The organism is Microtetraspora niveoalba (assembly GCF_001570405.1).
Classification (GTDB): domain Bacteria; phylum Actinomycetota; class Actinomycetes; order Streptosporangiales; family Streptosporangiaceae; genus Microtetraspora; species Microtetraspora niveoalba.
On the sequence record NZ_BBYM01000032.1, the window covers coordinates 24,687 to 41,403 of the forward strand.

Sequence of the window (16,717 nt, forward strand, 5' to 3'; positions counted from 1 at the left end):
ATGACGAGATGAGGAGTACGAGGTGGGCACGATCAGCGTTTTCGTGAGCGTCTGTGTGGACGGCGTCATGCAGGGGCCCGGCCGGGCGCTGGTGGTGTCGGCGGTGGCCACGGAGACGGGCGGCGGCGACGAGGCGAAGTTCCTGCCGGCGGTGCGGGGCATCGCCCGCCTGGAGCACGGAGCGTATGGGCCGCTCGTCGGGTTCGACGACGCGCTCGTCCTCCGCCGGCCTTGGCTCCTCAGGCCCCGAGTTCGCCGAGGGCTGCGCGGGAGCGGGCGATCTGCTCGCGAGTGCGGGCGGACCAGACGGGTTCGTTGAGCCGGCTGAGCAGGGCATAGCAGGCAGTGAAGTGATCAAGGGCCGCGCGTTCGTCACCCCGCCACCGGCAGATCTCCCCCAGGGCATACGCGGTTATGGCCTCCCCTAGGGCGTCGCCGGCACGGGCGCACATCTCCCTGCAGTCGGCGAGCATGCGCGCGGCGCGGTCGAAACGGCCCAGCGCGCCCTCGGCCTCCGCCAGCCGGCGCAGCGCGATCCGCTCGCCGTTGTTCCATCGCAGCTCGCGGCTGAGGTCGAAGCTCATCCGGTAGTGGCCGACGGCCTCCTCGACCCGGCCCATCTCGTAGCAGGCGATCCCCATGCCGCGCCATATGCGGGCGCTGTGGACGACGCTCTCGCCGTCGGCGAGCGCAAGAGCGCGCCGGGAGGTCGTGACGGCGTCGTCGTAACGGCCCAGGTACAGCTGAACTGCGGCGACCTCGGTCCACGCGGTCAGCAGGCCGTGCGTGTCGCCGAGGGTGATGAAGCGGTCGGCCGCCCGGGTGGCGACGGCCAGCGCGGACCGCAGATCGTCCTCCATAGTGGCGGCGACCCCGAGCAGCGCGTACGCGGCCGAGTGCCGGTCCCCCGCCCCTTCACAACGATCCAGCAGCCGGCGGAACTCCACGGCGACGGTGTGGGCGCGCCTGCGGTCCACTTCGGCGTCGGCGCGCACCAGCCGCAGGCGCGTCTCGGCGGAGGCGTCGCCTGCCCTCGCGGCGGCCTCGATCGCCTCCCCCAGCAGGTACACGGCGTCGTCGTGGAAACCGCGCAGGATGAGGAACGGCGCCAGGGCGTGGGCGAGGTCGGCCGACACCGTCACCAGGCCCGCCCTGGCCGCCGTCACCACCACCGCGATGAGCAAACTGCGCTCCGCCGACAGCCAGGCGCCGCCCTCGGCCGAGGGCGGCGTCCGCGCCGGGACGCCGGAAGGCGGCGGCGCGAAGGCGAGGGGCAACTCGCGCGCGGCGTCGGTGACCCGGACCCGCGCCTCGGCGGCGACCCGGCGCAGCGCCGCCTCCCGGCACCCTTCGCTCTCCTCGGCGGCGAAGAGCTCGGAGGCGAAGCTCCGCAGCAGGTCGTGCATTCGGTATCGGGGCTGTGCCGCCGCGTCGATGTCGCTCCCACTGATCAGACCGGCGGCGGCGAGCTCCTCCAGGGAGTGGTCGACGTCGTGCGCGGACGCGCCCACGAGCGCGGCCACGGTCCACGCCGCCACGCTGTCGGCCGTGATCGGTCCGAACATCCGGAACGCCTGCCGGGCCTGCGGGGACAGCGTCGCATAGCTCATCGCGAACGTGGTCCGCACGTCCAGCTGTCCGGAATGCAGCTCGTTCAGGCGCGCCGGCGTGTCGGTGAGCCGCCGGGCGAACTCGGCCAGCGGCCACGCGGGACGCGTGACGAGGCGTGCTCCGGCGATGCGCAGCGCGAGTGGGAGCCGTCCGCAGGCGCGCAGGATCGCCTCCGCCGACTCCGGGTCGCTCTCCACCCGATCGGTGCCGGCCACACCCGCGAGCAGGTTGCGGGCGTCGGCGGGTGGCGGCACGTCCAGGGTGAGCGCGACCGCGCCCGGCATCGTGGGAAGGGGCCCGCGGGAGGTGACGATGACCGCCGACCTCGGTGTCCCCGGGACAAGCGGCCGCACCTGGGCCTCGCCGCCCGCGTCGTCGAGCAGCACCAGGACCGCACGGTCGGCGATCCGGGCCCGGTACATCGCCGCCTGCTCCTCCATGGAGGCGGGCATGACAGCGGCGTCCACGCCGAGCGCCCGCAGCAGTTCGGCGAGTAGGTCGGCCGGGTCGCGGGGGGACGGCGAGGCGCCGCCCAGCCGGACGAACAGCTGTCCGTCGGCGAATTCCTCCCGCAGTTGGTGGGCGACGTGCACGGCCAGCGTGCTCTTGCCGACGCCGGGCGGGCCGGACACGACCGCGATCGCGGGCGCCGCGCTGCCCCGGTCGGTACGGCCGGCTGTTGCGCGCAGCGCGGCGATCACCTTGCGCGTCTCGGACTCGCGCCCGACGAAGTCGGCGATGTCCGCGGGGAGCAGGCAGATCCCCCTCCACGCGGGCTCCCGCCGCTCAGCCGCGTTCGGGGCGGATGCGTCCAAGACGGCCGCCGGTGCGGCCGGTTCGACGGGAGCGTCGTTCAGGATCGCCGCGTGCAGGTTCCGTAACTCCTGCCCCGGCTCCACGCCCAACTCGGCGACGAGCACCGACCGCGCCCGCCGGTACGCCTCCAGCGCCTCGGCGCGCCGCCCCGCCCGGTGCAGCGCCACCATGAGCCGATGCCACAGCCGTTCGCTGAGCGGGGCGGTCTCCACCAGCGGGGTCAGTTCGGCAACGAGTTCGTCGTGCAGGCCGAGCCGCAGGCGCACGTCGATCCAGTCGAGCCTGGCGCTCTCCCTCCTCTCCTCGAGTTCGGCGATGCGCGCGGTCACCGGCCCGGCCAGCGGCACGTCCTCGGCGGGCCTGCCGCGCCACAGCGACAACGCCCGCGCGAACAGGCGGTGGGCCTCGGCCAGGTCGCCGCGCGCCGACTCCAGACGTGCCTGCCGTACGGCCTCGTCGAAGGCGAGGAGATCGAGCCGGTCGGGATCGAGCGTGAGGAGGTAGCCCTGCCCCTGTGTCTCCACCTCGATCGCGGCCTTGCGGAGCACCGCCACATAGGTCTGCAGGTTGGCCAGGGCAGATCTGGGCGGGTCGTCCCAGACCGAGGCGATCAGCCGGTCTCTGGAGACGACGGCGTTCGGATGGAGCAGGAAGGAGCTGAGCACCGCGCGCGGCTTGGCCGCTAATCGCACGGGCCGCCCAGCCTCAGCGATACGGACCGGTCCGAGGATCGCAAAGTCCACTTTCGCCTCCCGAATCCGCTCAGCGAAAACCCCCGACGAGGACCCTTTTGACCTTCTGTAGCGACTTTATGGGGATTCTGTGGGCGCGCATAGGAGCTTGATCGAAGACATCCGAAAGGAGGTGGGCTCAGTGAAGATCGAGGTTCGCAAGGTCGAGGCGGTCAAGGCGACCCAGTTCATGACCTGACGCGCCGCCTGTCAGTAGATCGGCGGGGGACGGCGCGACCGTCCCCCGCCCGTTTCGTCCGATCGACCCTCTGGAGTGGCGATGCGAGTGATATTGAAAGAGTGCGCCTGGGAAGCCCTCGGTGACGACCTCATCGTGGTCCACGACCCGCGTGAGGCGTTCACCCTGGCCGACCCCGAAGGCCGGATCGCGGCGCTCCTCGACGAGCTCGGCCGCGGGCCCGCGACGGCGGAGAAGCTGAGCGCCGCGCTGACCGCGCGGGGCTTCGCCGCCACGGTCGCGGACGTCCGGGACGGGCTGGACGGACTCGACTCCCTCGGCCTGGTCGAGAACGCGGACGAACGGTGGCTGGGCGCGCCCGACGCCGACGAGCGCCACTTCTCCAACCTGACCTTCTTCGGCTCCTTCGCCGGACTGCACACCTCGCGCGCGGAATTCGTCCGGCGGTTGCGCGACTCGCACGTCCTCGTGCTCGGCGCCGGCGGCGGCGGCTCCTCTCTCGTGCAGTGCCTGGCGGGGCTCGGCGTCGGCGCGCTGACGCTGGTGGACCGCGACGACATCGCGCCGCGCAACTTCGCCCGACAGTTCCTGTACCGGCATGTCGACATCGGCCGGTCGAAGGTCGACCGCGCCGCCGAATGGGTGCGCGAATACGACCCCGGCATCGAGGTCCGTGCCGTCGACCGGTGGATCTCCGGCCCCGAGGACCTGAAGGACCTCACCGAGGACGTCCACGTGGTGGCCGGCGGCCTGGACGGCGCTCCGGACGCCAACCTGTGGGTGAACGAGGCCGCACTGCGCGCGGGGGTCCCTCTCGTCGCCGGCGGAATGACCCGCACGCAGCTCATCTACTTCTCCGTCGATCCGGGCAAGAGCGCGTGCCTGCGATGCGACGAGTCGGACCTGCCCGACCCGGACGAACACTCCTCGGCGGGGGTCGCCCACCGGCTCACCCGCGGGCTCCGGCTCGCCAACGGGCTCACCGGGCCGATGGCCATGCAGGTCGGCTCGCTGGTCGCCTACGAGGTCATGCGCTACCTGACCGGCATCGAACCGCCGCGGGCCGCCGGGTCCCGTGTCATCCTCGACCTGCGCAACGGGCTCATCCCCACCTGGGAGCCGTTCCCCCGCGACCCCGACTGCCCGGCGTGCGCTCTGGCCCGGCGGTGACGGGATGAACGGCACCACGGTCCCGCTGCGCCCGCTCACCCTGGTGGAGGAGGGCGATGAGGTACTGGTCGGCGATCCCGACACCGGCACGTTCGTGACCATGCCCGCCGTGGGCGGAGTGGTGATCTCCGCACTGCTGCGCGGCGCGACCGCGGAGGAGGCCGCCGCCGAGGCCGAGGCGTTCGCCGGGGAGCCGGTCGACATGCCGTCGTTCGTGGCGACCCTCGCCGAACTCGGCTTCGTGGACGATCGGCCCGGCGAGGAACGTCAGGCCGCTCGCACCGCACCCATCCAGATGCGCCGCTGGATGGGCTGGGTGAGCCAGCGGATGGCCCGCCCTTTCTTCGGCCCGGTGGCCTGGACCGGCTACGTCGTCCTCGCGTCGTTCTGCCTCGCCGTCTTCATCACCTCGCCGTCCCTGTTCCCGAGCCCGGCGCGGGACGCGTTCCTGTTCGACGACATCGGGCTGAGCGCCCTGCTGCTCATGCCGTTCGTCATGGTCTCGACGGCCCTGCACGAGTGCGGGCACTGGCTCGCCGCGCGAGCGATCGGCGTCAAGTCCCGCTTCGGCATAGACCGGCGGATGATGCTGCTCGTCTTCGAAACCGACCTCACCCAGGTGTGGACGGTGCCCCGCCGCCAGAGGTACGGCCCACTGCTCGGCGGCATGGCGACGGATGCGGCCGTGCTCAGCCTGCTGCTGGGGGCCCGCCTGCTGATCCAGCAGGGACTGTGGGCGCCGCCGCAGCCGGTGGACGCGACGCTCGCGGTGTGGGTGTTCGTGAAGCTGGCCGGCTTGCTGTGGCAGTGCATGATCTTCCTGCGCACCGACCTGTACGCGGTGCTGGTCAACGCCCTCGGCTGCCGCGATCTGTGGCGGGTCAAGACGCTGCTGCTGCGGCGGGCGTTCGGCCGCCTCACACCCGAGCAGGCCGAGGAACTGGCCGGGGCCGCCCCCGCCGACCTGCGGGCCGGCCGCTGGTTCCGTTGGCTGTGGCTGGCCGGATTCGTCGGCGTGCTGGCCTGGTTCGTCTTCTTCGTGGTCCCCGTCGCCGTGACCGTGCTCCGGTGGGCGGCGGACGGTCTCCTCCTCGGACCGTTCGACCTCCGGTTCTGGTACTCACTGCTGTGCACGGCCCTGCTGCTCGGCCCGGTAGCCCTCGCCATCTACCTGACAGCCAGGGAGTACGCCCTCTGGGCCCGCGTACGGACATTGCTCGTGCGCCGGACGCGCCTCGACTGACGATCCGGTGAACGGTGCACGGCGGCCGGCTCTTCGGGGGGCGGACGTACGACGACCTTCTGGGGCACGGGACGACAGTGGGACCATCGCCTCATCACCGAGGGCGAAGCCCATCTCCGCCGCGCCGAGCGAGGAGTGCGAGCAGCGTGCGCCCGAGCCGTGAACGCTCGGGCGCGGCTGATCCCAGGCTGTCGTGGCGCGACCGCTAGGGAGTGTCTGACAAATGCTGCGAGCCGTTCGATGGGCGGGCCGAAAACCGGTTGAGCGGGCGGGCCGAAAACCGGTTGGGCGGGCGACAGGGGTCGGATAGCCTTCCGCGATGGACACGATCGTCACGACGCTCGCGGAGCGTCCGGAGCTCTGCGCCGGGCTGCGGGAGATGGCCGACGACTGGCCGCTGTTCGTCCTGAACGACCCGGTCGGCTGGTCGCACTTCGGCCGGCTCGCCGACACCTTCCCGGAGTTCACGTTCGTCGCGACCGAGGGGGGCGAGGTCGTCGCCCGCGCGTACTCGGTGCCGTTCCGGCTCGACGCGCCCGGACGCGGAGAGCTGCCCGCCGGCGGGTGGGACCAGGTGCTGATGTGGGCCTTCTCGGACCATCGTCGCGGCGTTCCGCCGGACACGGTGAGCGCCCTCGAAATCACGGTGCGGCCCGACCTTCGGGGCAAGGGCCTCTCCGGGACGATGCTGGCCGCGATGCGGGCGAACACGCGCTCCCTCGGCTTCGCGTCGCTGGTCGCGCCCGTACGCCCGAACGGGAAGCACCGCGAACCCGCGACGCCGATGGCGGAGTACGCCCGGCGAACCCGCGAGGACGGGCTGCCGGTCGACCCGTGGCTGCGCACCCATGCGCGCGCCGGTGGAGTGATCGTCTCGGTCGCCCCCGTCTCGATGGCGGTCGCGGGGTCGCTGGACCAGTGGCGGGAGTGGACCGGCCTGCCGTTCGACACGGACGGCTGGGTGGAGGTGCCGGGCGCGCTGGTGCCGGTGCACTGCGTGCCGGAACACGGTTACGCCACCTACGCCGAGCCGAACGTCTGGGTGCGGCACGACCTGACGTGACGCCCCGGAGGCGTCCGGCCCATCTGAGCCCCCGAGGACCTGTTCGCGGTCGCCGACGCCGGGCTTCCTGGTTGCCGGCGGCGCGGCGGGGCATGAACCGGCTACGGGGCGCCCACCCGTGACCTGCGGAAACGGATCACATGGTGGCGGCGTGCCGGCAACCTCACCGGACATGACCGCACGGATGCGGCGTGGCCCGCCACCACCAGGGGCCGATACGGCCGGCGTGCCGCCGTCCCCCGGACGGTGAGCGCCGGCAGGAGGGACGGATCAAATGAAGGCGTTCGTGATGAAGGAGATCGGGCGCGTCGGCTTCATGGAGAAGCCCGTTCCGCGGCCGGGCCCGGGGGACGCCGTCATACGGACGACAAGGGCCCTCATCTGTACATCGGACTCCCACACGGTCAGCGGCGGCATCGGTCCTCGCGAGAACCTGACACTGGGGCACGAAGCGGTGGGCATCGTGGACTCCGTCGGAAGCGAGGTGGCGTACTTCCGGCCCGGCGACCGCGTCCTGGTCGGCGCCATCACCCCCGACTGGGGCGACCCGTCCTCACAGAATGGGTACCCGTCGCAGTCCGGCGGGCCGCTCGGGGGCTTCAAGTTCGCGAACTCCAAGGACGGCGTGTTCGCCGACTATTTCCACGTGAACGAGGCCGACGCCAATCTCGCCCGAATCCCGGACGGCATTCCCGACGAGATGGCGGTCTACTGCGCCGACATGCTCTCGACCGGGTTCATGGGGGCCGAGAAGGGGAGCATCCCGATCGGCGGGACCGTCGCCGTCCTCGCGCAGGGCCCGGTGGGCCTGATGGCGACGGCAGGGGCCAGGCTCCGCGGTGCCGGCCTCGTCATCGGGGTCGAATCCGTCCCACGCCGGCAGCGGCTCTCGCGCACGTACGGCGCGGACGAGATCGTGGATTTCACCGACGAGGACGTCCTCGGGCGGATCCTGGAGCTGACGGGTGGTGAGGGAGTCGACACCGCCATCGAGGCACTGGGCGCGGATGTGACGTTCCAGACCGCGGTCAAGGTGACCAAGCCCGGCGGCACGATATCCAACGTCGGCTATTTCGGCGCAGGGGAGTTCGTGCGCATTCCCCGCGTCGAGTGGGGGGTCGGAATGGCCGACAAGACGATCGCGACCGGGCTCTGCCCCGGAGGAAGGCTGCGCATGGAGCGACTGCTGCGGGTCCTGGAGACGAAGCGGGTCGACCCCACCCACATGACGACTCACGAGTTCCGCTTCGATGACATGGAGCGGGCCTTCGAGATCGCCGACAGGAAACTCGACGACGTCGTGAAAGTGCTGATCACCTTCTAGCTCCGCACTCTTCCGGCCCGGCGGAAGCCGCAGCGGGACGCCGGCAAGGCGACCGGCCTGCCGGCGCGGTCGTTGCGGACCCGTCGCGGCGGGGGTTGGCTCGCACCGCTGCGCAGGCTCTTCGAGGTGCCGGTCACTCAGGGACGGGAGCCGGCCGTCACATCGTTGACCGGGCAACGGGCCGGTTGCCCGGTCAGGACCCGCACCGCCTCTTCGGCGGCGAAGCGCCGCACCGTTCTGATGGCCTGCTCGGAGTAGTAGGCGGCGTGGGGGGTGACGATCACGTTGGGCAGCGTGAAGAGGGGGCTACGTGGGAGCCAGCCGCGTTGCTTCGCGGGCTCCTCCTCAAGGTCGTCCAGCGCCGCGCCGGCGATCCATCCCTCGGTGAGCGCCTGGTAGATCGCCGTATCCTCCACTATCGGGCCGCGCCCGGTGTTGATGAGGATGGCGGTCGGCTTCATCCGGCGGAACGTCGCACGGTCGAAGGTGTGGTGTGTCTGCGGGGTGAGCGGCGCCTGGATCACCAGGTAGTCGGCACCCTCCACGAGCTCGTCGAAGGACACCGGCCGCACCTGGCATGATCGGATCTCGGACTCGTCGAGGAACGGATCGTGCGCCCAGACCTCGACACCGAACACTCGCGCGCGCTCGGCGATCAGCCGTGCGATGAAGCCGAAGGACAGCAGCCCGAACACCCGTCCCCTCAGCCGCCAGATCGGCTCTCCGCTCTGCCACCGCCACGTGCCCTGCCGGGTCGCCCGGTCGTACACGCAGATCTTGCGGGCGGCGGCGAGCCAGAGCGCGACGGCGTGATCGGCGACCTCGTCGGCGCACCACTCGTTCGGGGCGTTCGTGACCTGGATGCCCCGCCGGGTGGCGGCGGCGACGTCGACGATGTCCACGCCCGTGCCGTAGCGGGCGATCACCCGGCAACGGGTGAACGCGTCGATGGCGCGGGAACCGACCCGCGCGTACTGGGTCAGGACGCCGTCGACGTCCCGGCCCTTCTCGATCACCTCGTCCTCGCTCTTGCACTGTGCGGCGAGGAGCTCGAATCCGGCGCCCTCGGCGATCGCGCGCTCGATGTCCACATCGCCGAAGTCGAAGTCGGCGATCAGGATCGTGCCTCTGGCCTCAGTGCGAGTCACGGGGAATCCCCTTGGTGCGTACGAGATCCTGGTACGACACCGCGAGCTCCAGGCAGCCTCCGGTGTCCAACTGTCCGACCGTGGAGCGGTAGATCTCCTGCCACGGTGTCTGGTTTTCGAATACCGGCGGTGTGTATCGGGTCCACCGCGCGGCGATCTCCTCGTCCGACAGGAGGACGTCGACACGCTGGTTGTCCATGTCGATGCGAATGCGGTCGCCGGTGCGCAGGATGGCGAGATTGCCGCCGACCGCGGCCTCGGGGCTGGCGTTGAGAATGGACGGCGCGTCCGAGGTGCCGCTCTGGCGGCCGTCACCGAGCGTGGGCAGCGCGGTGACGCCCAACTGGAGCAGCGCGGCGGGCACCTCCATGTTCACCACCTCGGCCGAACCCGGATAGCCGATCGGCCCGGTGTAGCGGATGACGAGGATGCAGTTCCCGTCTATGCCCAGCTCGGGATCCTCGATGCGGGCGTGGTAGTCCTCGGGCCCGTCGAAGACGACGGCGCGAAGGTCGAACACCTGCGGATCACCGGGATGTGGCAGGTAGCGGGCGCGGAAGTCGTCGGTGATGACCGAGGTCTTCATGACCGCGGAGTCGAACAGGTTGCCGCTCATGATGAGAAGTCCGCCCCGCGTGGCGAGAGGCTCGTCGAAGGGACGGATGACGGTCGGGTCGGCGGGAGGAACATCGGCCAGGTTCTCGGCCACGGTGCGGCCGGAGACGGTCACGGCGTCGCCGTGCAGGCGCCCTGCCGTCAGCAACGACCGCATGATGGCGGGGACGCCGCCGGCGCGGTAGAAGTCCTCGCCGAGGAACTCACCGGCGGGGGCGACGTTCGCCAGTACCGGGATGTCGGCTCCGACTCGTTGCCAGTCCTGCATGGACAGCGGCACCCCGACGTGACGCGCGATGGCGTTGATGTGGATGGGCGCGTTGGTCGAGGCGGCGATGGCCGAGGCGACCACGATCGCGTTCTCGAAAGCCTGCCGCGTCATGATCTCGCGCGGGGTGAGGTCCTCACGCACGAGGGCCACCGCCCGGCGGCCTGTGTCGTAGGCCATCTGCCCTCGCCGGCGATAAGGGGCCGGGATCGCGGCGCAGCCCGGCAGGGACATCCCCAAGGCCTCGGCCAGGCTGTTCATCGACAGCGCGGTACCCATCGTGTTGCAGTGACCGATGCTGGGCGCGGAGGCGGCCACGCGCGCCATGAATTCGTCGTAGTCGATCTGCCCGCCGGCGAGCAGCCGCTTCGACTGCCAGATCACCAGCCCCGAGCCTGATGAGCCTGTCCGCTCGCCATGGTGATAGCCGTTGAGCATCGGCCCTCCGGACAGGACTATCGCCGGGATGTTCACCGTCGCCGCCGCGGTCAGGCACGCGGGCGTGGTCTTGTCGCAGCCTGTCGTCAGGACGACTCCGTCGAGTGGATACCCGTAGAGCACCTCGACCAGCCCGAGGTAGGCGAGGTTGCGATCCAGCGCGGCGGTCGGGCGTTTACCGGTCTCCTGCAGCGGATGGACGGGAAACTCGAATGGAATGCCACCGCCGTCGCGGATCCCGTCCTTGACCCGGTCGGCGAGGGCGAGGTGGTGGCGGTTGCAGGGAACGAGGTCGCTCCCTGTTTGTGCGATGCCGATGATCGGCCGGCCCGACTGGAGCTCCGACGGGGTCAGTCCGAAGTTGAGAAAGCGCTCGAGATACAGAGCCGTCATCTCCGGATTGCCCGCGTTGTCCCACCATGCCTGGCTGCGCAGGCCGTCTGCGGTGCGCTTCGTCGATGGCATCAGACACTCCTCACCGGCCTACCAGGACTCCCGCCGGCCGGGCGCTGCCGTGGCGTAGGAGGAGTCCCCGCGCATCACAGCGCCCCTCTACCCACAGCTCAACCGCCCAACCTACGTTCGCGGGGCAGGCCCGTCCGATCCGGCCGGATACTCAAGAAGCGGAACCAGGTCCGTGGACCAGGCCGACATGACAGGTGCGAGGACCCGCCAGGCCTCTTCGGCCTCGTCACCGCGGATGGACAGGGCGGCGTTGCCGTGCAGGACGTCCAGCAGCAGTCGGCCGTAGGCAGGCAGGTCGGGGCCCCCCAACCGCGCGGTGAGGGTGAGCGGGGCGAGGGTGCGGGCGCCGGGGCCGATGCCGGTCAGTGCCAGGGTCATGCCTTCCGGCTCCAGACCGAAGCGCAGCACGTTGGGCGGGGCCTGCTCGCCGCGGCCGAAGGGCAGGTGGGGTACGGGCCGGAAACGTACCGCGACCTCTTTGCGGTCGGCCCCGAGCGCTTTGCCGCTGCGGAGCCGGAACGTCGTGCCGGACCAGCGCCAGCTTTCGAGTTCCAGCTCAACCTCGGCGAAGGTCTCGGTACGGTGCCGTGGGTCCACGCCCTCCTCCTTGGCATAGGCGGGAACGTCACGGTCGCCGATGCGACCGGCCAGATACCGGGCACGGCGGGTGCGGCGCACGACGTCGTCGTCCGTGAGAGGGCACACCGAGCGCAGCACGTCGATCTTCCGATCGCGCAGGTCACGCTCGCCGAGGCTGAGCGGTGGTTCCATGGCCACCAGGCACAGCAACTGCAGCAGGTGGTTCTGCACCATGTCCTTGAGGGCTCCGACGCCGTCGTAGTAGCCCGCCCTGCCTTCCAGCGTCAGGGACTCGTCCCAGACGATCTCCACCTCGGCGATGTGCGCGCTGTTCCAGATGGGCTCCAGCACGCGGTTGGCCAGCCGGCTGCCGAGCACGTTCTGGACGGTCGTCATGGCCAGGAAGTGGTCGACCCGGAACACCGCCTGCTCCGGCACGACCTCCGACAGCAGCCGGTTCAGCGCCACAGCGCTGTCCAGATCTTCACCGAACGGCTTTTCCAGCACGATCAGGCTGCCCGGTGCCAGGTCCGCGCCGCGCAGGGCGGCCACCGTGCCCGGGAAGATCGCTGGAGGGAGGGCGAGGTAGACGGCGACGGGACCGTCGCCGGCGATGGCCGACGCGACGTCGGTGACGTCCGTGGCGTCGGCCCGCAGGTAGCGGGCGCGCTCCGCGATCGCCTTCCTGGCGTCCGCAGGCGAGGAGAAGCCATGACGGCCGAGCTGATCGGCCGCCCAGCGCCGGAACCCCTCGTCGCTCCAGTCCGCCCGGTCCACGCAGGTCAGCTGGAAGCGGTCGTCGAGATGCCCGGCCGCCCGCAGGGCGGCCAGCGCCGGCAACAGGTAGCGCGCGTTGAGGTCGCCGGTGGCGCCGAAGATGACGAGCCGGTCGATCATGTCGTGCCCCCCTTCGCTCGTGCGAGGCCAACGCCGGCGGCGATGATTCCGATGTGGCTGAACGCCTGGGGAAAGTTGCCCATGAACGTGCCCGTCGACGGGTCGATCTGCTCCGGCAGCAGCCCGAGCGGGCTGGCCCGGCCGCACAGTGAGGCGTACAGTTCCCCGGCCTGTTCGATCCGGCCCTGCTGGGCAAGGTTCTCGACCAGCCAGAAGCTGCACAACATGAAGGCGCCCTCGTCGCCGGGCAGGCCGTCGGGCGAATGATCGTGCAGGTAGCGGTAGAGCAGCCCGTCGCCGGCGGACAGACGTTCGGCGATGGCCGCGGTTGTGGCCACCATCCGCGGATGATCGGCCGGGATGACCTTCCGGAGCGGGAGCGCGAGCAGACTGGCGTCCAGCCCGCCGCCGCCGTCGAGGTGTTCGCTCAGGGACTGCGCGGCCTCGTTCCACGACTGGTCCACGATGAGCTGACGCAGTTTGCCGGCGGTGGCGCGCCACGTTGCGACCTGTCCGGGCAGGCCGAGCCGCTCACCGATCTCCGCGGCCCGGTCGAGGGCGACCTGGCACATTCCGGCCGAGTAGGTGAAGACGCGGCCCGCGCTGCGTATCTCCCAGATGCCCTGGTCCGGGTGCCGCCACGCGCTCGCGGCGGTCTCGGCCAGCTCCGCCAGGCCGGACCACAGCGCGGGCTGGATCTCACCACCGGAGCGCAGCCACTGGTCGGCGCAGTCCAGCACCTCACCGTAGACGTCGTGCTGGCGCTGGTCAGCCGCGCCGTTGCCCCATCGCACCGGAGCGGAACGCCGATAGCCTTCCAGGTCGGCGTCCTGGATCTCCTCGGGTACGGGATCGCCGCGGAGGCTGTACATGATCCGCAGCCCGCGGCTCTGTTCGAAGGCGTCGAGGACCCAGCCGAGGAAGGCGTCGGCCTCGCCGTCGAAGCCGATGCGGCGCAGTGCGAACACGGCGAAGGCGGCGTCCCGGATCCAGGTGTAGCGGTAATCCCAGTTGCGTACACCGCCGATCGGCGCGGGCAACGAGGACGTGGGGGCGGCGACCAGCGAGCCGTTGACCCAGTCGTCGCACAGCTTGAGCGTGATCGCGGCGCGGCGGACCAGCGGCTCTTCCGGGCCGCTGTAGCTGCAGCTCCGCATCCAGCGGCGCCACGCCTCGGCGGTCTCGCGCAGCATGGCCTCGGGGTCGAACCGGCGGTGGCGGTGGATTCGGCCCCAGGACAGCACGAGATCGAGGCGATCGCCCTGTTCCAGGTCGTGGACGGTGTGCAGGCCGGTCAGGGGACGGTTGGAACGCAGATGCAGGCGCAGGTCCGGCCGCCGGGACGCCTGCACTTCCAGGCCGCTGCCCAGGAGCCGGGTCTGTCCGCCACCGCGGGGGCGCAGCTCCGCCCGCATACGGACGGTCCCATCCAGAACCCGGGCGGAGCGGACGAGTTCGGCCCGGCTCGCCCCGGCGTCGTCGGTGAGGTCCGCGCCGGCGCGCAGGGCCAGCGCGTCGGTGATCCTGACCATGCCGGTCGGGCTGCGCAACTCGGTCACCAGCACCGCGGTGTCGGGCTCGTAGCGCTGCCGGGCCTCTTGCAGGTCCTCCACCGTCAGGGTGAAGTGCCCGCCTCGCGCGTGATCCAGCAGGCCGCACAACAATGGTTCGCTGTCGAAGCGAGGCAGGCACAACCATGGGATCGAGCCGTCCAGGCCGACCAGTGCCGCGGTTGTGCCATCCCCGATGAGACCGAGATCCTCCAGGGGCAGGTAGCCCTCCCGTCGGCGGACCGGGCGGAATGACGGATCGGGATCGAGCATGCCACGTTCCTCTTCTGTCGTACGGCGCACCGCCGGAGAGCCGCACGGAGCGGCGCCCTGGACCGTGCGGGCATCCGACGCGCAGATCAGGGCCGCCGGCGCCGCCGAAAAACAGGCAGACTGTGCCGCGCTGATCGAGACCCAACCCCCGGTGAGCGACCCGATGCCACACTCCGCATCGGGCATGGGCGCGCCACATCACCCCTGACAGCGCGGACAATGACAGGCCTACCCCACGGCCTCACCATGTAACGCCGCCCTCCCGCCGGAACGCCGCGCGCCGGGCTGGGCGGCGGCCACCGCCGCTCCTCGTGCCGTCCGGCTCATTCGATTTCGACGTTGTCGAGGGACCGCAGCAGGCGTGAGAGGACCCGGATGCAGGCGTCGACCTCGGCACCCGACAGGTCGCCGCCGACCTGGCGGAGCACCGCGCGCTCGCGGTCGACCACGGCTGTGATGGCGGTCCGGCCCTCCCGGGTCAGCCGGATGAGCGAGGACCTCTTGTGCGCCGGATTGGGGACGAACTCGACCAGGCCGCGCGCGGCCGCGTCGTTGATCATGCGCTGGACGAACTGGCGACTCAACGCCAGGGCCCGTCCCATCTGAGGGACGGTCATCGGCCCGTGGTCGCGGAGCATGGTGAGCACGGCCCGCACCCCTACCGACAGCCCCTCGATGGTCGCGTCCTGCTCCACCTTGCGGAAGGCACGTCGATACAGCGGCCCCACGAGGTCGAACACCTCGGCGAGCCGATCGGCCAGTTCTTCTGACGCCAGACTGCGTTCACTCTCACTCACCTCACCATAATGACACCTAGGTTGTCATTATGGTGAAACAATGACACCCTGGTTGTCATGAACGGCATGCACTGGCTCGACACCGGCACGGGTCGGCCCCTCGTCCTGCTGCACGGCGGCTTCCTGGACCACACCATGTGGGACGACCAGATCAAGGTCCTCGCCGCACACCACCGCGTCATCGCGCCCGACGCCCGCGGTCACGGCCGCTCCGCCAACTCCACCGAGCCGTACCGGCTCACCGACGACCTCGCCGCGCTGCTGCGCCACCTGGACACCGGGCCCGCGATCCTGGTGGGAGTCTCCATGGGCGCGAGCACCGCGGTCGACACCGCGCTGGAGCACCCGGACCTGGTCAGCGCTTTGGTCGTCAGCGGCGCCGGCACCAGCGAGCCGTACTTCACCGACCCATGGACCACCCAGGTCCTGGCCACGTGGCACTCGGCAATGGCGGCCGGTGACCTGGAGGCCTCGATCGAGAGGTTCATGCTCTTCGCCGCGGGCCCGCACCGAAGCCTGGACGATGTCGACCCCGACGTCACCGGCCGCCTACGCCGCATGGCCAGGGCCACCATGTCGAAGCACACCGCCGGAGAGGCCGTCCCGCTCGTCCCCGTACGCGACACCTGGGACCGCGTCGCCGGGATCGACGTGCCCGTGCTGGCCGTCAACGGCGCCATCGACTCCCCCGACCACATCGGCATGGCCGAACGTATCGCCGGCACCGTCGCCGACGGCCGCGCGATCTCGATCGACGGGACCGCGCACTACCCCAACATGGAGCGCCCGGACGTCTTCAACGACATCCTCGAGGCCTTCGTCCGCACCGTGTGACCACCCCGTGGACGGCGGTCAGGACGCCGAAGGACGGAGATCCGGCCGTCGACCCGCCACCGCTGACCGACAGAGTTCAGGCCGACGCCTTCTGGCCCGGCACGATCGGCGCCGCGGATCCCGCGAGCGGCAGGGAGCGGGTCCACAACATCCACCCCAGCACCCCCCAGTACGCGGCGGCGAGCAGGCCGCCGCCGAGGCTGGACAGCGGAAGGGTGAACACCCAGGTCAGCGGAAGCAGTACGGCGAGCGCGAGGGGGAGGCACCGCCGACGGTACGTGTGGACGGCGACGGCGACGAGTCCGGCGAACCAGAGCAGGTTCGCCGGGATGGCGATCGCGGCGAAGAAGGAGGCATCGCGTCCACGGACGTTGGAAACGGTGGTGACCACGGTCAGCAGCATCATCCCCGCGGCGGCGACGAGCGCCCCCCACCGAGATCCCGCTGATCGGCCGAGCGCGAGGACGATGGGGATCTGCAGGAGCATCAGCGCGGCGAGGCAGACGAGCATCAGATGCTCGATCCCGACCACCGTCTCCTCTCCGGAGGGGGTGTGCACGACCTGCAGCGTGCCCGCGATGAGGGAGGCGATCGCCGTTCCCGCGGAGCACAGGGCCAGTGCCCGAGGGTTCCCCGCCGGATCCTGGGAAGCGGGGGAGTCGGAAGCGGAGGTTGGAGAAGTCATGCCTCCAGCGT

General features: G+C 70.9%; 12 protein-coding genes. 5 read left to right on the top strand and 7 right to left on the bottom strand.

The window, feature by feature from the left end; genetic code table 11:
• Window positions 1–239: 239 nt before the first annotated feature.
• Window positions 240–3,119, bottom strand: a complete 2,880-nt coding sequence (locus tag AWQ70_RS28215) for an AfsR/SARP family transcriptional regulator (protein ID WP_218004690.1) — start codon at window positions 3,117–3,119, stop codon at window positions 240–242.
• A gap of 319 nt (window positions 3,120–3,438) precedes the next feature.
• Here AWQ70_RS28215 and AWQ70_RS28220 point away from each other — a divergent pair, with 319 nt between their 5' ends.
• The 4 genes from AWQ70_RS28220 (at window position 3,439) to AWQ70_RS28235 (ending at window position 8,157) form a co-directional block, all read left to right on the top strand.
• Window positions 3,439–4,527, top strand: coding sequence for a HesA/MoeB/ThiF family protein (locus AWQ70_RS28220; RefSeq protein ID WP_067182367.1), 1,089 nt, complete (start codon window positions 3,439–3,441; stop codon window positions 4,525–4,527).
• A gap of 4 nt (window positions 4,528–4,531) precedes the next feature.
• Window positions 4,532–5,770, top strand: a complete 1,239-nt coding sequence (locus AWQ70_RS28225) for a hypothetical protein (RefSeq protein WP_067182371.1) — start codon at window positions 4,532–4,534, stop codon at window positions 5,768–5,770.
• A gap of 319 nt (window positions 5,771–6,089) precedes the next feature.
• Window positions 6,090–6,833: a GNAT family N-acetyltransferase gene (locus tag AWQ70_RS28230; protein ID WP_067182374.1), complete on the top strand. Its 744-nt coding sequence runs from the start codon at window positions 6,090–6,092 to the stop codon at window positions 6,831–6,833.
• 274 nt (window positions 6,834–7,107) lie between these two features.
• The gene (locus AWQ70_RS28235) at window positions 7,108–8,157 is read left to right on the top strand and encodes an NAD(P)-dependent alcohol dehydrogenase (protein WP_067182377.1); all 1,050 of its coding nucleotides are present in this window, start codon (window positions 7,108–7,110) and stop codon (window positions 8,155–8,157) included.
• Between the two features lie 137 nt (window positions 8,158–8,294).
• Here the strand turns inward: AWQ70_RS28235 and AWQ70_RS28240 are convergent, their stop codons facing one another.
• From AWQ70_RS28240 to AWQ70_RS28260, 5 genes are all read right to left on the bottom strand, one after another.
• The gene (locus AWQ70_RS28240; RefSeq protein WP_067182379.1) at window positions 8,295–9,305 is read right to left on the bottom strand and encodes a C-terminal binding protein; all 1,011 of its coding nucleotides are present in this window, start codon (window positions 9,303–9,305) and stop codon (window positions 8,295–8,297) included.
• The gene (locus AWQ70_RS28245) at window positions 9,292–11,091 is read right to left on the bottom strand and encodes an IlvD/Edd family dehydratase (protein WP_067182381.1); all 1,800 of its coding nucleotides are present in this window, start codon (window positions 11,089–11,091) and stop codon (window positions 9,292–9,294) included. The genes AWQ70_RS28240 and AWQ70_RS28245 overlap by 14 nt, the downstream gene beginning before the upstream one ends.
• 111 nt (window positions 11,092–11,202) lie before the next feature.
• Window positions 11,203–12,567 carry a glucose-6-phosphate dehydrogenase gene (locus AWQ70_RS28250; RefSeq protein ID WP_067182384.1) on the bottom strand — a complete coding sequence of 455 codons (1,365 nt, stop codon included), beginning with the start codon at window positions 12,565–12,567 and terminating at the stop codon, window positions 11,203–11,205.
• Window positions 12,564–14,390, bottom strand: a complete 1,827-nt coding sequence (locus AWQ70_RS28255) for a glycoside hydrolase family 15 protein (RefSeq protein WP_067182387.1) — start codon at window positions 14,388–14,390, stop codon at window positions 12,564–12,566. The genes AWQ70_RS28250 and AWQ70_RS28255 overlap by 4 nt, the downstream gene beginning before the upstream one ends.
• A 323-nt stretch (window positions 14,391–14,713) precedes the next feature.
• On the bottom strand, window positions 14,714–15,187 hold the full coding sequence (locus AWQ70_RS28260) for a MarR family winged helix-turn-helix transcriptional regulator (RefSeq protein ID WP_067182391.1): 474 nt from the start codon (window positions 15,185–15,187) through the stop codon (window positions 14,714–14,716).
• Window positions 15,188–15,244: 57 nt separating this feature from the next.
• On the opposite strand from AWQ70_RS28260, the gene AWQ70_RS28265 reads away from it, so the two are divergent.
• On the top strand, window positions 15,245–16,021 hold the full coding sequence (locus AWQ70_RS28265) for an alpha/beta fold hydrolase (protein ID WP_067182394.1): 777 nt from the start codon (window positions 15,245–15,247) through the stop codon (window positions 16,019–16,021).
• A gap of 76 nt (window positions 16,022–16,097) precedes the next feature.
• On the opposite strand, the gene AWQ70_RS28270 is transcribed toward AWQ70_RS28265, so the two are convergent.
• On the bottom strand, window positions 16,098–16,706 hold the full coding sequence (locus AWQ70_RS28270) for a hypothetical protein (protein WP_157530516.1): 609 nt from the start codon (window positions 16,704–16,706) through the stop codon (window positions 16,098–16,100).
• Window positions 16,707–16,717: the final 11 nt, after the last annotated feature.

Coding starts and splice junctions, on each gene's coding strand:
- AWQ70_RS28225 (WP_067182371.1), top strand. CDS start 4,532: ATGAACGGCACCACGGTCCCGCTGCGCCCGCTCACCCTGGTGGAGGAG.
- AWQ70_RS28255 (WP_067182387.1), bottom strand. CDS start 14,390: ATGCTCGATCCCGATCCGTCATTCCGCCCGGTCCGCCGACGGGAGGGC.
- AWQ70_RS28250 (WP_067182384.1), bottom strand. CDS start 12,567: ATGATCGACCGGCTCGTCATCTTCGGCGCCACCGGCGACCTCAACGCG.
- AWQ70_RS28270 (WP_157530516.1), bottom strand. CDS start 16,706: ATGACTTCTCCAACCTCCGCTTCCGACTCCCCCGCTTCCCAGGATCCG.
- AWQ70_RS28220 (WP_067182367.1), top strand. CDS start 3,439: ATGCGAGTGATATTGAAAGAGTGCGCCTGGGAAGCCCTCGGTGACGAC.
- AWQ70_RS28235 (WP_067182377.1), top strand. CDS start 7,108: ATGAAGGCGTTCGTGATGAAGGAGATCGGGCGCGTCGGCTTCATGGAG.
- AWQ70_RS28265 (WP_067182394.1), top strand. CDS start 15,245: ATGAACGGCATGCACTGGCTCGACACCGGCACGGGTCGGCCCCTCGTC.
- AWQ70_RS28245 (WP_067182381.1), bottom strand. CDS start 11,091: ATGCCATCGACGAAGCGCACCGCAGACGGCCTGCGCAGCCAGGCATGG.
- AWQ70_RS28230 (WP_067182374.1), top strand. CDS start 6,090: ATGGACACGATCGTCACGACGCTCGCGGAGCGTCCGGAGCTCTGCGCC.